This is a genomic window from Caballeronia choica (genome assembly GCF_001544535.1).
GTDB classification, from domain to species: domain Bacteria; phylum Pseudomonadota; class Gammaproteobacteria; order Burkholderiales; family Burkholderiaceae; genus Caballeronia; species Caballeronia choica.
Genome location: NZ_FCON02000007.1, coordinates 41085 through 61029 on the forward strand (window position 1 = coordinate 41085; position 19945 = coordinate 61029).

Below are 19945 nucleotides of genomic sequence, written 5' to 3' on the forward strand. Positions count from 1 at the left end.
GATCACCTCGCGAGGCCTGTGTCCGTCATCGGTACGGCCGCGCGGTACGACTGCGCGGAGGTGACGGCCTCGTCCGCTTTCCAGCCGCCACCGACGGCCCGCACCAATTGAACGCTCGCGGCGAGCGATTGCGCGCGGCTCTGCAGCATGGCCCTTTCGATGGAGAGAATCGTGCGTTGCGCGTCCATCACGTCAAAGTAACTGCCCAGGCCCTTGTCGAAGCGAAACCTGGCGACTGCCTCGACACGACGGGCGGCGTCGAGGGCCTTTTGCCGCTGCTCGAGCGCCGCTTCGTTCGAGGTGACTTCCGTCAACGCATCGTCGACTTCCTTGAGCGCCAGGAGCAGCTTGCTCTTGTGCGCCGCGATGGCCTCCTGGTAGCGCGCATCCGCCGCAGCCAGATTCGCCTTGTTCCTGCCGCCATCGAAGATGGGCAGCGAAATGGCGATGGGCCCGAACGACAACTGCTTTCCTTGCAGAAGCGTGCGGAGTTCCATCGATGCGAAACCGAAATTGCCCGTCAGCTTGATGGAGGGATAGAACGCCGTTTCGGCGATGTTCCGGTCTGCGATGGCAGCCCGGATGTTCTGGGTAGTCGCAGCGAGGTCGGGGCGGCGCGCCAGGATGTCGGCCGGCAGGCCGGGTGCCATCCTCGGCGGCGCAGGCGGCAGGAACTTTTGCTGTGCATCAGAGGCAGGCGGCACCGAGAAATCCGCGATCGGGCGCCCGGTCAGGGTCGCCAGGCTGTGCTCGTTCAGTTCGCGGCGCTTCTGCGCATCCTCCAGTTCGGCCGCGGCGTTCGCCACATCGGCGCGCGCTCTGGCCAGTTCCAGTTCTCCGATCAGGCCGCCCTTGAACTTCGATGCCAGCACCTGCTCGGTTTCCGCGCGCGACTGCTGGAAAGCCTGCAGGATCGCAAGGTCCGATTCAGCCGAGCGCATTTGCCAATAGAACTGGACCACCTCGGCGCAAAGGATGAGCATGTACGAGTCGACCTCTATCTTCGCGAGCACGACCTTGGTGTCGGCCACTTCGACGGCATTGGCCACGCGCCCCCAGATGTCCGGTTCCCAGGCCACCGTGGCCTCGACCGAATACGTGTTGCCCTTGATGGACTGCTGACCGAGCGCCTCGCCGAACGGGGTATAGGGCGACGTGCGCGAATAGCCGAACCCCGCGTCGGCGTCGATGCGTGGCAGGTAGCTGGCCGACGTTCCCTTGACCGCCTCGCGCGCCGCCCGCAACCTGGCGAATGCGACATCGAGGTTGGGGTTGTTGTGCAGCGTTGTCTCGACGAGGTTATTCAGGACGTCGTCGTGGTAGACCTTCCACCATTCCCCTTGTATGCGGGCGGCGGCCGGGTCGCCGCCCTTGAAGCGCGGAGGCGTATCGACGGGTCCCTGCAGCGGCGTCAACGGGCCGGTCGTGCAGCCGGCCTGCAGCATCAGGACAAAGCAGAGAGGAAGCCAGCGCCTTTTTTTCTTGCTTGCCATCATTTGCCCACCCCCGGAACGACCCGGTCCGACAGCCAGAGGACCGCGACCGAAGCAATCAGCACGACGCTCAGCACGAAGAAGCAGTCGTTGTAAGCCATGACAAACGATTCCCGCCTGACGATGTTCGATATCGCCGCTAATGCCTGGCTGCCAGTGCCGGCAGCGTCCGCGTCGTCGCGCGAAAGAACGGACGACAACAGGTCGATCCGGGCCAGGACGCCATCGGAGAATGCGGATACCGATTCGCCCAGGCGCACCGAATGGTATTTCTCGCGCAGCGTGAGCAGGGTCGCGAGAATCGCCGTACCGACCGCGCCTCCGAGGATTCTCGACATGTTGAACAGGCTGGAGGCGGAAGACATGTTGTGCATTTCCATCCGTACCGTGGCGAAATTGGACAAGGTCAACACGATCATCGGCTGGCCCAGGCCTCTCAGGATCTGCGAGGCGAGCAACTGATCGTGCATCGTGTCCGCTGTCATGCCGGTGTTCATGAACGACGACATGGCGAAGAGCAGCAGGCCGAGCGAGCAGATGATCCGGTTGTCGTAGACCTTGGAGAACTTGGCGGCGATCGGCATCATCACCAGTTGGGGCAGCCCCATCCACATGATCACCAGGCCGATCTGCCGCGAGTTGTAGCCGGCGATCTGCGCGAGGAACAGCGGCAACAGGAACGTGGAGCCGTAGAGGGCCATGCCGGTCGTGGCGCCAACGATGGAAGAGACACCGAAATTGCGGCGTCCGAACAGCCCGAGGTTCACGAAGGGGTTCTTCCGGGAGAGCATGAGGAAGATCCATAGGCTCAGGTTCACCACAGCCGATACAAAGAAGAACTGGACGAACCGTGAGTCGAACCAGTCGCGGGTATTGCCTTCCTCCAGGAAGATGATGAGCGATACGAGCCCCGTGCCCATGGTCGCGATGGCCAGCCAATCCGCCTGCCGGAGGATTTCCGGTTTGCGCACGCCCCGGTCCAGCCCATACGAGAGACCGAGCACCATCAGGATGCCCGGCACCCAATTGATGAAGAAGATCGAGGGCCAGCCGTACAGGCCCGTCAGGATGCCGCCGATCGTCGGGCCAAACGCCGGCGCGAGCGTGGTGGAGAGCATCATCCAGGCGAGGCCCGTCGTGCGTTTCTCCGCCGGCAGCCGCGTCAACAGCAGCGTCATCGCCATCGGGATCAGGCCGCCGCCGGCCAGGCCCTGGAGCATGCGGAACACGATCATGCTCTCGAGGTTCCATGCAAAACCGCACAAGGTCGAGAAGATCACGAAGAGCACCGAATTGGCCAGCATGTAGTTGCGCAGGCCGAAAACGGTCATGAAAAAAGTCGTCAGCGGAATCACTGTCACTTCAGCCGCCAGATAGGCGGTGGACATCCACGAGCCCTCGTCCTGCGTCGCGGACAAGGACCCGAAGATTTCCTTCAAGGAGGCGTTCGTGATCTGGATGTCCAGGATGGACATGAAGACCCCGAGTATCGCGGCCGCGACCGCGATCCAGGTCCGCCGAAGTGCTGCGTCCGCGGCTTCCGGCGCTGGAGACGGGCTGCCGATGAAGTCGTTCTTCACAGGCCACCCCTGCGCAAGCGGTGTTGCATCGCCGGGGTGTCCGCGCGGACGTATTCGCGCTGCTCGATCCGTGGCCGCGCCGCATCCCGCGCTGGCTCGGCCACGCGAGCGGCGCTCGCGTTGGCCGGACGGTCCCATCCCGATGCGAGCACCCGTTTTTCGATCTCGTCCGCGCTCGCGGCGCTCGTTGCCACGACCGTGGGCGCGCGGGCGGCGGTCCTGCTGGCCGGGCGGGACCAGCCCGATTCGAGCACCCGCTTTTCCATCTCGTCGGCGGTCTCGGCCCGCGTGGCTGCAACCACTGGCGCGGCGGATTTCGCAGCAGGCGCGTTGCCCCGGACCGGGGCACGCGGCGCCTGCTGCTCTGCCGCGGACTGCGCAGTCCTGATGGAAGCGCCCTCGCGGGCCTGCCGCAGGTCGATCTCCACCAGGGCAGACATGCCCGGCATCAGGCGGTCCTTGAAGGCCCCGATGGAAGCTGGCTCCAGGACGATCTTGACCGGTACGCGCTGGACGATCTTGGTGAAATTGCCGGTGGCGTTGTCCGGCGGAAGCAATGCGAAATGCGCGCCTGAAGCGGGGGAAAAACTTTCGATACGGCCGACGAAGGTGTGTCCGGGAACGGCATCGATGCGGACCTGAACCCGTTGTCCCTGAGCGAGGCCGGCAAGCTGGGTCTCCTTGAAGTTCGCATTGACCCAGACGCTGTCCTGCACGATGGCAAGCACTTGCTGGCCGGGCTGGATTCGCGATCCGACCTCCACGTTTTTCTTCCCGATCCGGCCGCTCACAGGCGCGTAGATCTTGTTATAGCCCAGGTTGAGGCGGGCTTCCTGCAAATGGGCGAGCAATACGTCCTTGTGCGCGAGCAGCGTCGATCTGGAAGCGGCGAGCGAGGATTGCTTTGCCTGAGCGGCGGACGCCTGATCCTTCTGCGCCCGCAGTTCCGAAGCGGCCATCTCGCTCGCGGCGATCGCGCCGTCCAGTTCCTGCTTCGAAACCGCCTTCATGTCGTCGGCATACACCGACGAATAGCGCGAAGCGTCCGCGCGTGCGCGGCGCGCCTGCGCCTCGGCTCGTTCCACCTGAGCCTGGGCCGACGCGGACTCGGCGCCCGCCTGCCGCACCTGAGCGTCGATCTGCTTGACGTGAGCGTCGATCTCGCCCAGTTCCGCCAGCACCTGCTGGACTTTGATCTCCTGGTCCGCCTCGTCGAGGTTCAGCAGCAGGTCGCCGGCTTTCACTCGTTCGTTGTCGCGGACGAACACCTCGCGCACCGTACCGGCGACGCGCGGCGAAACGAGCGTGACATCGCCGTCGAGATAAGCGTTTTCCGTCTCTTCGTAGTTGTGGCTGTGCCACCACATCCGCCCCGCGACGAGCGCCGCCGCGATGAGGATCAGACCGATGATCCAGCGCTTCTTTCGCGAGGCCCCTCGCGCGGTGGGCGGCGAAGTGGACGCGGTGGGCGCGGTGGACGGGAGGGCGAGCGCTGTCGGCGCCTGGTTCTCAGCCATCTTGGCCTCCACAAGCTCGTTCGATGGATGACACGCAGCGCGAGTCGCTATGCCGATCGCGAATGCCGGCAGATGACGCGAGGGCCAGCAGATGGGAGACGACGTGAGCAGCGTCGTCGCCGACGCCGCTCAGAAGACCCGAGCGCTGCTTGTACAACCACGGCAGGCCGACGAAGTACAACCCCGGTTGCTCCGTGACCCCGCGTTTCTGGATGGGATAGCCGTCCTCGTCGAAGATCGGAAACTCCACCAAACTGAAGTCGAACCGGTACCCCGTTGCCCAGACCACCGTTTCGATCCCGTGCCGATCGATGTCGAGGTCGGCGAGCAACTCGCATGCGTACGCGTCTCGCCATTGCGGTACGACCTCTGGCTCGCACGCCAGCCGATGGGACTCGATGTAGTCGTCGATCCTTTGCAGAAACGCCTTCTCGAAGTCGTCGGCGATCGCCAGGTTCCGGTGCAGGTCGGGCGCGAGCCGGAGCGTGTTGTTGCTGACGTCCGTCAACCGGCCGAGCAGGGTCATGCCGTCGCGATGGAATCGGTGGAGGTTGATTTTCGTGCCGTCCGAGCGCCCGACGATGTGCGGACTCCCCGCGAATTTCAGCCGGGGCGAGGGCAACCGGTCGACCGTCTGGTCCGACAGGCCGAGCAGGTCGAGCCATTCCGAGCTGTCCTTGCCGCGATACCGGCGCGGCGCGCGGCCGGACTTGCCGACGCACAGGAACACCTGGCGGCCGCTGCCGTGGATCTCGTCGGCAATCTGGCAGCCTGACTGGGAACTGCCGACGACGAGCACCGCGCCGCGACCCAGCATACCGGGATTCCGGTATTCGCTGGAATGCAGTTGCCGCACGCGAGGGGCAATCCGGCCCGCGAAGGACGGTATGCGCGGCACCTGGAAGAGGCCGGTAGCCATCACCAGATGCTTCGCCCGAAACACGCCGGCGCTCGTGCCTATCTCGAAGCCGGTCCCCGGGTCCGCCCGGACCGACACGGCTCGCGTGTTGTAGCGGACCGGCAGGCGGTACTTCTGCACGTATTCCTGGAAGCGGGCGGCGACCTCCAGGCGCGGCATGAATCCGTCCGGATCGTCGCCGTCGTATTCCGCACCGGGAATCCGGATGGTCCAGTTGGGCGTCACCAGCGTGAAGGAGTCCCACCGGTGGTCCATCCACCGGTGGGCGGGCCGGCTGGCGCTTTCGATCACGAGGTGCTCGACGCCGCGCTGCCGAAGATGGTAGCTGGTGGCGAGCCCCGCTTGTCCCGCGCCGACGACGAGCGTGTCAATGGTGTTAGCGGATTTGGAGGACACGGTCATGCGAAGCTCCCACTTCCAAGGACGTGCGCCGTGATCCGGCGCAGGCTGTCGCCGCGGGCGATCGAAAAATGTGTTTCGTCGAGGTGAACCTGCCGTGGGGCACCGAAGCTGTCGGCAGGGACGGAAAATGGCACGAGGAACGGGAAATCCGATCGCTTCATGGCCTGGAATTGAAGCGGCACGACGCCGGTGGTCCTGGGCCGGTGCTGGATCAGCGCATCGAAGTTCGCCTTGTGCTCGGCCAGCAGTTCCTCCAGATCGGCGACGGACAATCCGGTGGTCCCGCTTTCGTCCAGCAACGCGCGCAGCGCCGAGATCCCTTCGGAAAACGGCAGCGCGGCCAGCGCCTCGAGATCGTGCGAGAGCTGTTGTGTCTGCAGCAGATCTCTCGCGAAGTTCTTCAGGAGGTCGGCGCCGGTAAGGGCCGTGCCCTCCGCCAGCGCAGGTTCGCCGACCCAGCTGTCGATCATGGTCAAGCCCGCCGGAACCACGCCGGCGCTTTCCAGCAGGCCGGCCATCTCGTGTGCGATGACGCCGCCCATCGACCATCCAAACAGATGAACCCGTGCTGCCGCAGGCAAATGCGGCGCCAGTTCGCGCACATAGCTGGCGGCCATGTCCGCCACCGTGCGGGCGTCACCGTCGCCACGCGACTGGATGCCGATGATGTCCGTGTCCGGCGGCACGAATTCGAGCAGTTCCCTGTAGCACAGCACGTTGCCGCCGACCGGATGAACCGCGACCAGAACGTTCGGCGGTTGCGCGCGTTGCGCCGCGCGACGGATGATCACCACTGCGTCGCGGGCCAGGGCCTTGCCGGGCTTCGGCGAGGGTGCCCGCGCGGCGAGTTCGGCGATCAGTCGGGCCTGCGTGGCGATCGTGCCCTGGCGCAGCAAGGACGCAAGCGACAGGGTTTGCCCAAAAGTGGACTCGATCGCGTTCAGCAGCCTCACCGCCATCAGCGAACTGCCGCCGAGGGCGAAGAAGTCGTCGTGGACGCCCGGCTGTTCGATATCGAGCAGGTCTTCCCATAGCGACGACAGGGCAGTCTCCGTCTCGTTGCGAGGCAGGACACTTACCTTGCTCGCGTGCTGCAGGGCGGAGGCCCGCTCTTGAAGTGCGGCACGATCGATCTTCCCGTTGGCGGTCACGGGCATCTGGTCGATCTCGGCCAGCAGGCCCGGCACCATGTAGTGGGGCAGCAGGTCGCCGAGGTGCTGGCGTATCGAGGCTTCGGTGGCTGCTTCCTCCTCCGGCGCGCGCGGATCGCGCACGAAGAACGCCAGCAGCTGCGGCCGCTTGTGTTCGCCGACGATCCTCACGAGCGACGCTGCGCTGCGCACGCCAGGGCATCGCTCGAGCATCGCATCGATCTCGCCCAATTCGATGCGGTGACCGTGGATCTTGACTTGCGTGTCGCTGCGACCGAGGAATTCGAGACGGCCATCGGCCTGATAGCGGCCGAGGTCGCCGGTGCGGTAGAGGCGCTCGCCGGAGCCGGGGTGCGTGACGAAGGACTTGCGGGTTCGTTCCGAATCCTTGTAATAGCCCTGCGCCAGCCCGATGCCGCCGATGTACAGGTGGCCGACGGCCCAGGCCGGCCGCGGCTGCAATGCATCGTCCAGCACGTGGAAGCTCTGGTTGGAGAGCGGCCAGCCGTAGGGAATGCTCCGCCATCTCGGGTCTACATCGTCAATCGCGAAATAGTTCGACCAGATCGACGCTTCGGTTGCACCGCCGAGGCCGACGATGGCCGCGTGCGGCGCGACACGCGCTACGCGGCCCGGCAAGGACACCGGTATCCAGTCGCCGCTCAGCATGAAGAGCCGCAGGCTGGAGAAGACTTCCAGCGCCCGCGCGAGCGAGAATTCGAGTTGCATTTCGAGCAGAGCAGGCACGCTGTTCCAGACGGTGACGCCGTGCTGCTCGACACATTGCGCCCAGTCAGCGGGCGACGGACTGCTGCTGTGAGGCGGCAGTACCAGGGTCGCGCCGCAACCGAGCGTGGCGAAGATGTCATAGACGGACAGATCGAAATTGAACGCGGAGATTCCGAGGACGCGGTCGTCGATGTCCAGGCCGAAGCGCGCGATGACATCCTGAAGGGTGTTGACCGCTCCGCGATGCGTGATGGCCACGCCCTTGGGCTGGCCGGTCGAACCGGACGTGAAGATGACGTAGGCGAGGTCATCGGGGCCCTGAACGTTGGCCAGCGCGACAGGCGTGGCCGGCGCGTCGTCCGGCAGGGCGTCCTCGAGCGCCCGCAGTTGCACGCCCTCGGGCGCGCGCACGGTCGCCATGACATCCCGCGCGCACAGCACGACCTTCACGCCGGGCTGGTCGATCAGCCATTGCATGCGCGCCGGCGGCAGGTCATAGGCCACCGGAAGATACGCCGCGCCGGCCTGCACGGTGGCCATCGCCGCCGCCACCTGCCGCCAGCCCCGGCGCGCGACGATCGCGACCAGGTCGTTGCAGCCCGCGCCCCAGCGGCGCAGTTCGCTCGCCAGAGCCGTGGTCCGGCACAGCAGCTCGCCGTAGCCGATGCGCATGCCGGGCGCGATGATGGCCGTCTGCGTTGGATGCTTGCGACATGCCTCGATGAAGAAGTCGTGCAGCAGGCCATCGGGCAACGGTCGCGCCGTGTCGTTCGCCGCGCGGCAGGCCCCGAGCGAGAGCGGCTGCAACCTGGGCGAGAAGGAAGCCGGATCGTCGCACTGCAGGATCTGCCGCAGACCATCCCGGTAGGTGGCAAACATGTCCTCGATCACACCGGGCAGGAAGACGCCGTCGACATAGTCCCAGTTCAGGAACATCCGGCCTTCCTCCATGTAAGCCTGATGATCCAGCCAGACCTGCGGGGTGTGCATGCTGCCCTCGACGGACAGCCAGCCCAGTTCGGACGGTGTGGCCATCGAGCCGCCCCGTTCCAGGCCGAGCGTGCTGGCGAACACCACGGGCATGGCGGGCAGCACCGACGCCGGCCGGTTCATCTGCCGGATCACGTCGACGCCGGACACGTGACGGTGCTCGATCTCGCGGAACAGTTGCTTCTGCAAGGCCGTCACCCGCTCGCGAAAACCGCCTTCCGCCAGCGGCACTTCCAGCAGCAAGGTATTGCTGAAGTTACCGATGGTGCGGTCGAAGCGGGCGTCGTCGGCCGGGCGTCCGGATATCAGCAGGTTCAGCGTGAACGACGGACTGCGCGACCAGCGCCGCAGCACGTCTGCGAACAAGGCGCACAGCATCGCGTTGAGCGTCGCGCCGAGCATCCTGGCCCGCAGCGTGATCTGCTGGACGTCCGCCGGCTCCAGCCGGACCTGGAGGCGGCGGAAGGTCGATTGGCGGGGAATGTCCTCGTGGTCGCGTATCGGCAGGTCCGGCGCCGGGGGCAGCGTGGCGAGCCGCCCGGTCCAGTAGTCGAGCGAACGCCGGTAGGCGGGCTCGAGCCTCGCCGCGTGCTGCTGCTCGACGTACTCGCGATAGTCGGCCGCCGGCGCGTCGTGCGGCGCATCGCCCCGGTAGAGACGCGTCAGGTCGTGGAAGAACAAGGCGAGCGACCGTCCGTCCAGCGTGAGCAGCCGGAACAGGAAATGAAGACGGTAGCCGTCGTGCACACGGTCGACGAGACAGACGAACTGGCAGCCGTCGGCCATGTTCGCAAGATGCTCGTCGAGTGCCTCCTTCCAGCCGGCCGCGAGCGCCTCCTGCTCCACAACGCCGAGGTGCCGGATATCGCGCACCGGGACCTGACAGCGCGCGGGCATCTGCGCGATGCATTGCGTGCCGTCCGGGAGAATGCGCGTCCTCAGGGCAGGGTGCGTTGCCATTAGTTGTAGCAGAGCCTGCTCGAGCCTTCCCAGGTCGAGCGTCGCGGCACGGTAGCCGCGATACAGGCAGGCCGCGGTGCCGAGGCGATAGCCATTCTGCTCGCCGATCCAGTAGGCCTGCTGCATCGACGTCAGCGGATAGGCTCCGCGCTCGGCGTCATCCCTCAAGAGGCAAGCGACGTTTTGTCGGTCCATGATCAGACCTCCTCCGCCGCATCGACGCTCGACGCAGGCGTCTCGCCGGCGTCGAGGAAGCGCGACAGTTTGTCGAGACTGGGGTAGTGCTCGAAGATCTGCGGCACCGTCAGCTTCACGCCATGTTGCCGGCTGACGGCGTGCGTGAACTCCATCAGGACGATCGAATCAACGCCCAATTCCATGAACGTGGCCTGGGGATCGAGGCGCGCTGCATCGACGTGAATCAGTTTGCCCAGTAGCTGGCTCAGCGCATCCGCGGTGGCGACGCCGCAGTCCACGGGCGCATCGGGCGCATCGGGCGCCGCGGCTGCCGGCGGCGGGGGCGGGGGCAGCGGCGCGACGGACGCAAACGCCTTCTCTGTGACGGCGTCCCGGGCCGGCGCGGCATCCTGTTCCGGGCTGCCAGCCAACAGGACGTGTTGTGGCCACGCCCGCGACGAGTGGCCCGCGCCGGGCACCGCACCACAGCGTTCGAAGCCGGCATCCAGCAGGCAGGCGCGCCATTCGTCGGCCGACATGAAGGGCAGGTTGCGCGCCCTGCGACGGTCCTGGTAATGGCCGAAGCTCTCGATGTGCGCGAGGGTCAGCATCTGGATCGGCGTGTTGACAGTTCCCTCGATGAGCATCACCGCACCGCCTGGCACGAGGAGTTCGCGCAACTGGTGCAACGTCCTGTCGACGTACTTCGCGGTATGAATGACGTTCGCCGCCAGGATCAGGTCGAAGGAGGCCGGCTCGTAGCCTTGTTCGGCCAACCCCTTGTTGATGTCGAACAAGCCGTATTCGATGAACGGCAAGCCGGCAAAGCGTGCTTTCGCACGGTCCGTGAAGAAATGCGAGACGTCGGTGAAGCGGTAGGTCACGCCCGCGGCAGGCAGCACTTTGAGCAGCGCCGCGCTGGTGCCGCCGGTGCCGGCGCCCAGCTCCAGAATGCGCATCGGGCGATGCTCGATGGCCGTATGGCGGCCCACCAGCACCCGGAGCACCTCGACCGCGATATGGTTCTGCATCCGGGACACCGGATTGAGCTGGTACAACGCGTCTGCGACCCGCGATTCGCCGTCCGGGAACAGCAGATCCAGCGGATTCGTCTCGCCCGTGAGGAGCGCGACCTGGCTGATGGCGCACTCCTTCACGTAATCGACGAGCGGCTTGTAGTCGCTGCTCGTCCGGATTCCCGAGAGAAGGCCAGTAACCTGCTCCTTCAGATGCTTGGCGTCGAACGGCGCGGGGTTGCGGTACAGCCCATCGCCCGCGGACTGCAGAAGACCGGCATGGCCGAGCGCCGCCAGCCACTGCCCGACGAGCGGCAGACGATTCGCCTTGAGCCCGAGGCGCGCGACGATCTCCTGTGCGGACACCGTCTCGCCGGCCTGGCGGAACGCGCCCAGTTCCGCCAGTGCGGCCGCCATGGCCGGCGTGCAGGCCTCCTCCAGGCGCTTCCAGACGGCGTCGAACTCCGCCAGAGCCGACGACTCGACCGCCTTGAAGCTGCGCAATGCCTCTTCACCACATCGAACGATCTCCTCCCAGGCCGGGCGCGCGGCGTTCGGCAGACCGGCCGAAGGCGCGATCGCCGAGCGCTGCCGGAACCAGTGCGGGACTCTCTCGAATTCGTAACCCGGCAAGGACACGACCCTGCGCTGGTCTTCAGCGAAGAGGGGCTGCCAGTCGAGCGCGTGCCCGGCGCCGGCGATCTGCAGCAGGCATTCAACCAAGTCTTCTTCATCGTGCCCGTTGTGGCGCAGCAGGGGCAGCCAGCGCGGACCCGCTCCGTCCTGACACGCTTCGGCGATGCCGCACAGCACGGGCCTGGTGCCGATCTCGATGGCCAGCGCGACATCCGCGCCGGCCAGTGCCTGCAGCGAGTCGGCGAAGCGGACCGGTTCGCGCAGGTGGCGCGCGAAATAGTGGCCGCTGAGTTGCTTGCCCGGCGTCCACAAGCCGCCGGTCACGTTGGAGATGAATCCGCTGGCCGGGGCCTGCAACTCCAGCGCTTCGGCAGCACGCATCAGGGCCGGCATGATCGGGTCCATCATGCGCGAGTGGTGCGCTCGCTCGACGCGAAGCTTGCGGTGCTCGATCGAGTGATGCTCGGCAAGGTAGGCGCAGAACTGCGACACCGCTTCGATCGAACCGGCCACCACACAGTGGTGCTGGCCGTTGATGGCCGCCAGATCGACCGTGTGGCCGCTTTGCAGGATCGCGCGGCTGACGGTTTCCTCGTCGGCGAAGATGGCGGCCATCGCGCCGGGCCCGACCCGGTTCTCGCACAGGTCTCCGCGCGCCGCGACCAGGCGCAACGCGGATTCGATACTCATCGCTCCGCAGGTCACGAGCGCGGCGTATTCACCGAGGCTATGGCCGAGCGTCACGTCAGCCCGGATGCCGAGCGACGATAGCGTCTGGCCGAGCGCATATTGCAGTGCAAAGTGCACCGGCTGCGCGAGCGAAGGGCGGGTGAGGTCGATGTCGGGCCGGTTGCCGTACAGCAGCGTCTCAAGCTCGAAACCAAGCCGGGGCGCGAGGATCGCGTCGCACCGTCCCAATGCCTCGCGGAAGGCCGGCAGCCGCTCGAACAATGCTCGTCCGGCGTCTTTCAACGGAATGCCTTGTCCGGAGTAGACGAAGGCAATCCGCGGCACACCGCGGCCGGCCTGCTCGGTGACGTGCAGGTCCGAGCCCCCGGCCACGGCCCGCAGCTTCGCCGCGAGCGAGGCTGCGCTGTCCGCCGCCACGGCGAAGCGGGTGTCCTGCAGCGCGCGGCGGCATGTGCTCGTGTACAGGAAAGCAGGCCAGTCGTGCTCCGGAAGCGTCTCCAGATGCGCAACATGGCGGGCGGCCAGACGACGCAACGCCGGCTTGTCGCGTGCGCTCATGACAAACGGCAGGGCGCGCGAAGGCACCGGCGCGCGGTCCGCCACGGCTCTTTGATGGCTGCCGGCTGTCGCATCGTCCGCATCGCCCAGCACGACACAGGCGTTCGTGCCGGAGAAGCCGAAGGCGCTGACCGATGCGTGACGCCGCGCTCCGGGTTCGCGAGACCAGTCTACGCCGGCACGCGGAATCGCGATCCGGCCTCCGAGGTCGATCAGCGGATTGAGTTGCGACAGGTTTCGCTGCAACGGGATCTGCCCGTGGTGCAGTGCCAGCAGCGTCTTGATGATCCCCGCCATGCCGGCGGCCGCTTCGAGGTGTCCAACGTTGGCTTTGGCGGAACCCAGATGGCACACGCGCTCCCTCTCGCTCGAACCGTGCGCAAGGACGCGCGACAGGGCGCGGCATTCGATCGGGTCGCCAAGGGGGGTGCCCGTGCCGTGTGCCTCGACGTACTGGAGCTCGGCGGGATCGACCTTCGCTTTCGCGAGCGCGCCCAGCACGAGCGCCTCCTGCGCGCTGCCGCTCGGCGCGGTCAGGCCGTTGCTGCGGCCGTCCTGGTTCACCGCGCTGCCGAGGATCGCGCCGTAGATCCGGTCGCCGTCGGCGACGGCATCCTGGTAACGCTTCAGCACCAGCGCGCCGCAACCTTCGCTGCGCACGTAGCCGTTCGCCGATGCGTCGAAGGTCTTGCATTGGCCGTCGGGCGACAGCATGCCGGCCTTGATCAGCCCGTGGTCCCATTCGCTCGCCAGAAGGACGTTGACGGCCCCCACGATGGCCGTGCGGCATTCGGCGTCCCTCAGACTCCGGCAGGCGAGATGGACCGCGGTGAGCGCCGACGAGCAGGCGGTGTCCACGACGAACGATGGCCCGTGCAAGTCGAGCTGGTAGGCAATCCGGTTGGCGATGACCGCCAGCACCGAGCCCTGGCTGCTGTAGGCGTCGAGTTCGCCATGCGTCAATTGCAGCAGGCCATAGTCGAAGGCGGACGCGCCGAAGAAGACGCCCGTGTCACTGCCGGCGATGGCATCGGGCTTCATGCCTGCGTCTTCCAGCGCATGCCATGCAACCTGCAGGGCGATCCGTTGCTGCGGGTCCATGCAGGCGGCTTCGCGGTTTGTGATCGAGAAGAACGCGTTGTCGAACTCGTTCAGGCCGTCCAGGAATCCGCCATGGCGTACCGTGCCGTCCTCATACCGGCGCGAGGTGACGCCGCTGCGGCCTTCCGACAGCAAGCTCCAGTACGCGGCAAGGCTGTTCGCACCCGGAAAGCGGCACGCCATGCCGACGACCACGACGGTATCCGGGTCGCAAGTCGCCGGGCCGACGTTCTGCCCCCGCGCACTGCTGCCCTCGATCCTGCGGCTCAGGTGCCGGGCGAGTTGCCGGACGTTGGGATGGTCATAGAACTCGGTGGGATATACCTCTATGCCGAACCGGGCGGCGAGTTCGGTCGCCAGGCTGGTCGATTCGATCGAGCCGAGCCCGTATTCCGAGAACGGGCGATCGGAGCGGACGCTCGCCTGGGATATCTGCGAGATTTCCGCGATGCGTCGCGTGAGGAAAGCTTCCACGTCGGCCGCACACGAGGGGCCCGGAGCCGTCGAGGACGGAACGGTTGGCTTGGCGTCGCGGCCAGCTTCCCACTTCGCGACGACCCGCAGGCTGTCATCGAGAAACGCCCGCTTCGTCTGGCTGCGCTGGATCTTGCCGCTGGACGTCCTGGCCGTGGTGCCGGGCTGTATCAACACCGCAGTTTCCACGGGCAGGTCGAACGCGGCGCCGACTGCGCGACGGATCGCGTCGAACATCTCGTCGTAGGGGCCGCCGCGATGCGCACGCGTGAGTTCCTGGACGACGACGACCCGTTCCTCCGCATCGCGCGTGACCGGGAACACCGCGCAACCGCCTGGCGCGAAGCCGGGGTGGGCGCACTCGATCTCGCGTTCCGCATCCTGCGGGTAGTAGTTATCCCCGTGGACGATGATGAGGTCCTTGATTCGGCCCGTTGTGAAGACATCGCCCTCGTGGACGAATCCGAGGTCTCCGGTTCGGAGGTATTGCGGGCCGTCCCGGTCGCCGGCTAAAGTCGCGCCGAACGCCTGTGCGGTGTCGTCTGGCCTGTTCCAATAGCCGCTGGAAACGCTCTCGCTGTGGACCCAGATCTCCCCGATCTCGTGGGGGGCGCACTCGGTCAGGCGCGCGGGATCGACGATCTTCAGCGAAGTGCCATTCAACGCCTGACCGCAGGCCACGAGGCCGGCCGGCGCCTCGCCCGGCCCGGCAAGGCGGACTTCATTGCGCAGCAGCGCCCTGGCCGAGAGCGACAGCGCGCGCAAAGGCGCGTCCCAGGTCTGGCACGTGACGAAGCAGGTCGCTTCCGCGAGACCGTACCCGGCGGTCATTGCTTCAGGGTGGAAGCCATGGCGGCCGAACTTCTGGTTGAAGCGGGCCACGGTTTCGGTGCTGATCGGCTCAGCGGCGTTGAGCGCCATGCGCCAGGACGACAGATCCAGGCCTTCGCAATCTGTGTCGGAGACCTTCTGGCAGCAGAGCGCGTACATGAAGTTGGGGCCCATGCTGTGCGTGCCCTTGAAATCCGATATCGCCTTCAGCCAACGCAGCGGCATCTGGGCGACGGCGACACCGGGCAGCAGGCACGCCGAAATCGACCGGTACATCGGGAACAAGATTCCATACAGAAGGCCCAGGTCGTGGAAATGCGGCACCCAGGAGATGATTCGACTGGCGTTGTCGTGGCCCAGCCCGTGGTCCCACTGTGTCAGGTTATGCAAGATGTTCCGGTGGGACAGCATCACGCCCTTGGGCTTGCCCGTCGAACCGGAGGTGTATTGAAGCACCGCGATGGCAGCGGGCGAAGGCATGTCGATGACAGAGCCGGGACATGCGTCCCAGCCTTTGAACTTGTCCAGTTCCAGCCATGCCAGATCCCTCCATTGAGGGTTTTGCTCCACGAATGCGCTCGCATTGCCGATGGTCCTGGATACGCCGAGCACGAGTGACGGCTGACAGTCGTCCATGAGGGCCAATATCCGCTTCGTCTTGTGCGTATCGCCGGTCAACGGAACCGGCGACACCGGGACGGTTGTCACGTTCGCGATCAGGCACGCGAGAAACGCCTCCACGAACTCCAGGCCGGTGGGGAACACCAATAGCGCGCGCTTGCCCGACATGCCCTGCTGCTGCAGCCATCCAGCCAGCCCTTTGGCCCGCTGAAGCAACTCATAATGGGTCAGCGTGCGGTCGACGACCTCGCCATCGCGCAAGTACGTATAGGAAGCGGACGTGTCCGGCGTCGTATTGTTTGTGAAAACGTCGAGCAAGGTAGATCCAATCACGACTACTCCCTTCTTCGGCAAACCATGTGAGCGGTATCGAACAGTGCAGTCGGCGCCTGAGCCTGGGGCTGGAAGCTTTGGGCTTGCGTCCGCGAGACCCGGCGACGATGGCCGGGTCATTGCCGGGCTTGTCCTGTCAAGATGCCTATGACAATGTCCTGCAGCGAGTGGATAGGACGACTTCTGTAGGTATCCATAATTGTTTCCATTGCTATCTCCTCTTCAATTGGGTAGCCGGACGCCATTTGCCAGGTCCGCCATGTTGAGTGAAGCGTAACGTATATAAAGTGAGGCTCGTTATGACGATCCTGCCAATCGGTAGGAGGATCATGCGTTTGCGCTACGGATATGTGCGCGGGAATACAGATCCGAAACTCAGGCGGGCATCGCCGATGGAAACGACGCAAGATCGTCATACTCGGCAGCGAAATCGTCCTAACGGCTTCCTCCCCGGTTGGGGTACTCTAAATACCAGGCAGGCACGAGGAGACCACGCCTTCCAAACCGGCGACCCGAGCAAGCGATCCTGTCGACCACCTTCACCTTTGCCAGGGAAAAGGGTCGCACCACGGTGGCAGGCACGAGAAACGAATCGGTAACTGAAACTTCGCAACGTACCTATCGGTGGAACAAGTCAATGAAGTTATCGAAGATCCAACGCTGTTCGGGGCGAGCGATGGAAACGCGCAGTGAGAATTGCAAAGCCGAAGACCGGGAGCTCCGCGACGACCCTATTCCCGGGAAGTCCGAATTCGATAGGTATGCTTGCGCGAAGTATCCGGCGGACGTTCAACCGCCGGCTTCCGCGTTTGACAAACAAGTTGTGCAATTGGCGGCGATGACCGCTGGAATATTCAATGCACCGACGTGCTTGCTGTTGCTTTTGGATAGTGACGAACTGTCGAAATTCAAGCTCAAGCTGTATTGCGGCCACCGGCAGGTATGCTCTCAGTGCATCGACAAGGCAAGCGTCATGGCTCGACAAACCATTTCCGTTGGCAAGCCGATCATCGAGGAGTATTCGTCCGCGTGCGGTTTGTGTTCCTCCGAACGGGCGAATGCAGACTACGCCGGATGCATGATTGCCACGCCTATCCGCGTGGAGAACAAGACGATCGGTGCAATCAACTTGCGCAGCGAAATGAATCCGCTCTTCAATGCAAACGACATGCAGCTCGTGCGCGCCGCATCATGGTTCGTGGGCCAATCACTGCGACGCATCGAGCTGGAAAACTTGCTCGACTCGCAGTTTGCGCAACTGGCCGTAGCGCGTGAAGCGCATTCCTCGTTGGCTGATTTGTCTTCTTTCGCGATCCATTCGCCCGCGCGCCTGGCCAAGACACTTGCCAGATCGTTTTATCGGGAAATGATCAAGGTCGGTCTTAGCCGTGCAGAAGTGATCAATGCCGCTTCGGAAATCATCTCCCAGGTCAGTGAGCATATGAAGCAGAAGGATGCGTGCGGGAAAAAGATTTCATGACGCGTGGGTCGAGCGGAATGCTGCTGACATTCCCGAACTCCCTCATGTGAAGCACGTTTTCGTCAAAGCGGCTACACGGGTGAACAACCGTGCCGAGAACAGCCACCAGCCGACCCACCGGCGCGAACGCCAGATGTGCGGTTTTCGCGATGCGCGTCGCATGCAGGCGTTTCTCTCAAGCTTCAGCCCGATCCGGCGGCACTTCGCGTTACCCGGACGTCAAATGAACGCAGCACGTCATCGTGCCATGCTGAAGGAACGCTTCGCCACATGGCATAGTTAGACTGTTGCCGGCGCTGGCGAAAAAGTTATCTGATAAGGATAGTTACCTTTGAGCTACGCACGTAGTCCGTGTCCACCCGATTTACCCGGACGACAGCATCGCGGGCCTGGATGCAGATGTCGAAAGTCGCGGTGGTGCTCAAGGGTAGAATGAGCGGAACGTAACCTGAGCGGGAAAAAGGGATGAACCTCGCGAGGATCGACCTCAACCTTTTGCGCGTATTCGATGCGGTATTTGAAGACCGCAATCTGCTTCTCGCAGGTAAGCGACTGAATCTCAGCCAGTCGGCCATCAGTCACGCGCTCGGGCGGTTACGCGATGTGCTCGAGGACGACCTCTTCGTACGCACGGCGAAAGGGATGGAACCTACCGCTCGCGCAGTGGCCATGGCCATGCCGCTGCGCAATGCGCTGCAGCAGATCCAGAACGCCCTCGGGGATGAGCCGTTCTTGCCGAACGTTGCAAGCCGCGATTTTGTAGTGGCAGCGAACGACTATATAACGATGCTGTTGCTCGGCCGGCTGAGCCAGAGGTTGAGCGCGGAAGCGCCAATGGTCAATCTGGTGATAAGGCCATCCACGAGGCTCGATCTTGCTGGACAAATCGACATTGGCAGAATTGACATCGCGGTTGGCATTTTCGCTGAGGTGCCGGCGCGGTTTCAGTCGATGCTTGTCTGGAAGCAGACGGAAGTTCTGGTGATGCACCGGGAACATCCCATTGGCGAGCGGGACGTCACGCGGGAGGACCTGGTGAACTATCCCCTTGTGTCCGTCTCCCTGGGCGGTCAGGAGGAAGGGGCCGTCGGTGGCTTTATCGTCGAGCGAGGTCTCGCACGGCAATCGGAGATGTTCGACCGACAAGCGCTTGAGGACGCCTTTGCCGGTTCTCCTGCCTCCCCCCGACTCCGTGTTTCCGTCGCCCATTCCCTGGCGATTCCCGCGTTGCTTCGACATAGCGACATGCTCGCCATCGTGCCTTCTCCGCTGGGGCGCGAATTCGAGCGCTACGGCGAGTTGCGCGCCCGGCCCATCCCCTATGCCGCCCCAATGTCGTCGGTGCGGGCGGTGTGGCACGCGCGCAATGAGCAGGATCCCGCGCTTCAATGGTTGCGGGCGCAGATTGTCGACGTCGCGAAACAAGTTCGAGGCTAGTCGATCCTGTCTGCTGCAAGTTCACCTTGCAGTTTCTTCACTATGGACCGCGTTTTTCCTGTGCCATCATGGGCATGCCATGTACACAGATATTCTTGACGCCGTGGAGACCGGTCCTCACATGCATTCGGATGCCTATATCGTCGACGCTGTTATCCGGTCGCGGAAAGCCGTTCGCGCTTTTCGTCCAGATGCCATCGCTAAAGAAGACATCGTCGACATTCTCGATGTCGCCCGTACCGCCCCCAGCAACTCCAACACTCAGCCGTGGCATGTTCACGTGCTGAGTGGCCGCTGCAAACGGCAACTCAGTGATGCGCTCGCGCGTGCTCACACGGCTGAAACGCATCCGCCGCTGCAACACATGCCGGATCCGTTGCCCGATGCCTGCCGGCCGAGGCAGGAGGAGTTTGGTGCGCGGTATTACGGAGCGCTTGGCATCGATAAGACGGACGTTGCCGCCCGTCTCCGGGCGACCGCCCGCAACTTCGATTTCTTCGGAGCGCCGATCGGCATGATTTTCACGATCGATGCCCGCCTGAAAAAGCATAGCTGGCTCGACTATGGTCTGTTCCTGCAGACAGTCATGATCGCGGCTCGCGCGCGCGGTCTCGATACGTGCGCGCAGGTGTCGTTCGCGCGCTATCGAGGCGTCATCGCGGAGCGTCTCCGGATCGAACCCGGTTACGACGTCGTGTGTGGAATGTCGCTGGGTTACGCGCAAGAGGATTCCGTTGTGAACCAGCTCGGGATGCCGCGTGAGTCGGTCGAGCAATTCGCAAGATTCGCTGGATTCGACGACGAATAGACCAGCGCGATTTTCTTTGTCACCGCTGTTTTTACTTTAACG

Annotated in this window: 9 protein-coding genes and 1 pseudogene; 4 read left to right on the top strand and 6 right to left on the bottom strand. The window is 64.5% G+C overall.

Going from position 1 to position 19945, the window contains the following annotated elements; genetic code table 11:
- Positions 1 to 2: 2 nt before the first annotated feature.
- From AWB68_RS04840 to AWB68_RS04865, 6 genes are read right to left on the bottom strand one after another with little or no spacing between them, the layout of a single operon-like run.
- Positions 3 to 1445 carry an efflux transporter outer membrane subunit gene (locus AWB68_RS04840; RefSeq protein ID WP_160109970.1) on the bottom strand — a complete coding sequence of 481 codons (1443 nt, stop codon included), beginning with the start codon at positions 1443 to 1445 and terminating at the stop codon, positions 3 to 5.
- Between the two features lie 47 nt (positions 1446 to 1492).
- Complete coding sequence (locus tag AWB68_RS04845) at positions 1493 to 3073, bottom strand: DHA2 family efflux MFS transporter permease subunit (protein ID WP_235028209.1); 1581 nt, start codon at positions 3071 to 3073, stop codon at positions 1493 to 1495.
- Complete coding sequence (locus AWB68_RS04850; protein ID WP_235028210.1) at positions 3070 to 4602, bottom strand: HlyD family secretion protein; 1533 nt, start codon at positions 4600 to 4602, stop codon at positions 3070 to 3072. The genes AWB68_RS04845 and AWB68_RS04850 overlap by 4 nt, the downstream gene beginning before the upstream one ends.
- Positions 4583 to 5911 carry an NAD(P)-binding domain-containing protein gene (locus tag AWB68_RS04855; RefSeq protein ID WP_087643225.1) on the bottom strand — a complete coding sequence of 443 codons (1329 nt, stop codon included), beginning with the start codon at positions 5909 to 5911 and terminating at the stop codon, positions 4583 to 4585. The genes AWB68_RS04850 and AWB68_RS04855 overlap by 20 nt, the downstream gene beginning before the upstream one ends.
- A complete protein-coding gene (locus AWB68_RS04860) occupies positions 5908 to 9936 on the bottom strand; it encodes a non-ribosomal peptide synthetase (protein WP_087643226.1) in 4029 nt (1342 codons plus the stop codon). Before AWB68_RS04860 ends, AWB68_RS04855 begins: the two co-directional genes overlap by 4 nt.
- A 2-nt stretch (positions 9937 to 9938) precedes the next feature.
- Positions 9939 to 16163: a type I polyketide synthase gene (locus AWB68_RS04865; RefSeq protein ID WP_160109972.1), complete on the bottom strand. Its 6225-nt coding sequence runs from the start codon at positions 16161 to 16163 to the stop codon at positions 9939 to 9941.
- A gap of 652 nt (positions 16164 to 16815) precedes the next feature.
- Here AWB68_RS04865 and AWB68_RS04870 point away from each other — a divergent pair.
- The 4 genes and pseudogenes from AWB68_RS04870 (at position 16816) to AWB68_RS04885 (ending at position 19903) form a co-directional block, all read left to right on the top strand.
- The gene (locus AWB68_RS04870; protein WP_125482874.1) at positions 16816 to 17658 is read left to right on the top strand and encodes a GAF domain-containing protein; all 843 of its coding nucleotides are present in this window, start codon (positions 16816 to 16818) and stop codon (positions 17656 to 17658) included.
- Between the two features lie 22 nt (positions 17659 to 17680).
- Positions 17681 to 17941, top strand: a pseudogene (locus AWB68_RS04875) (IS6 family transposase); the annotation flags it as partial.
- Between the two features lie 182 nt (positions 17942 to 18123).
- Positions 18124 to 19095, top strand: a complete 972-nt coding sequence (locus tag AWB68_RS04880) for a LysR family transcriptional regulator (RefSeq protein ID WP_087643230.1) — start codon at positions 18124 to 18126, stop codon at positions 19093 to 19095.
- A gap of 121 nt (positions 19096 to 19216) precedes the next feature.
- Positions 19217 to 19903, top strand: a complete 687-nt coding sequence (locus AWB68_RS04885; RefSeq protein WP_087643231.1) for a nitroreductase — start codon at positions 19217 to 19219, stop codon at positions 19901 to 19903.
- Positions 19904 to 19945 lie beyond the last annotated feature (42 nt).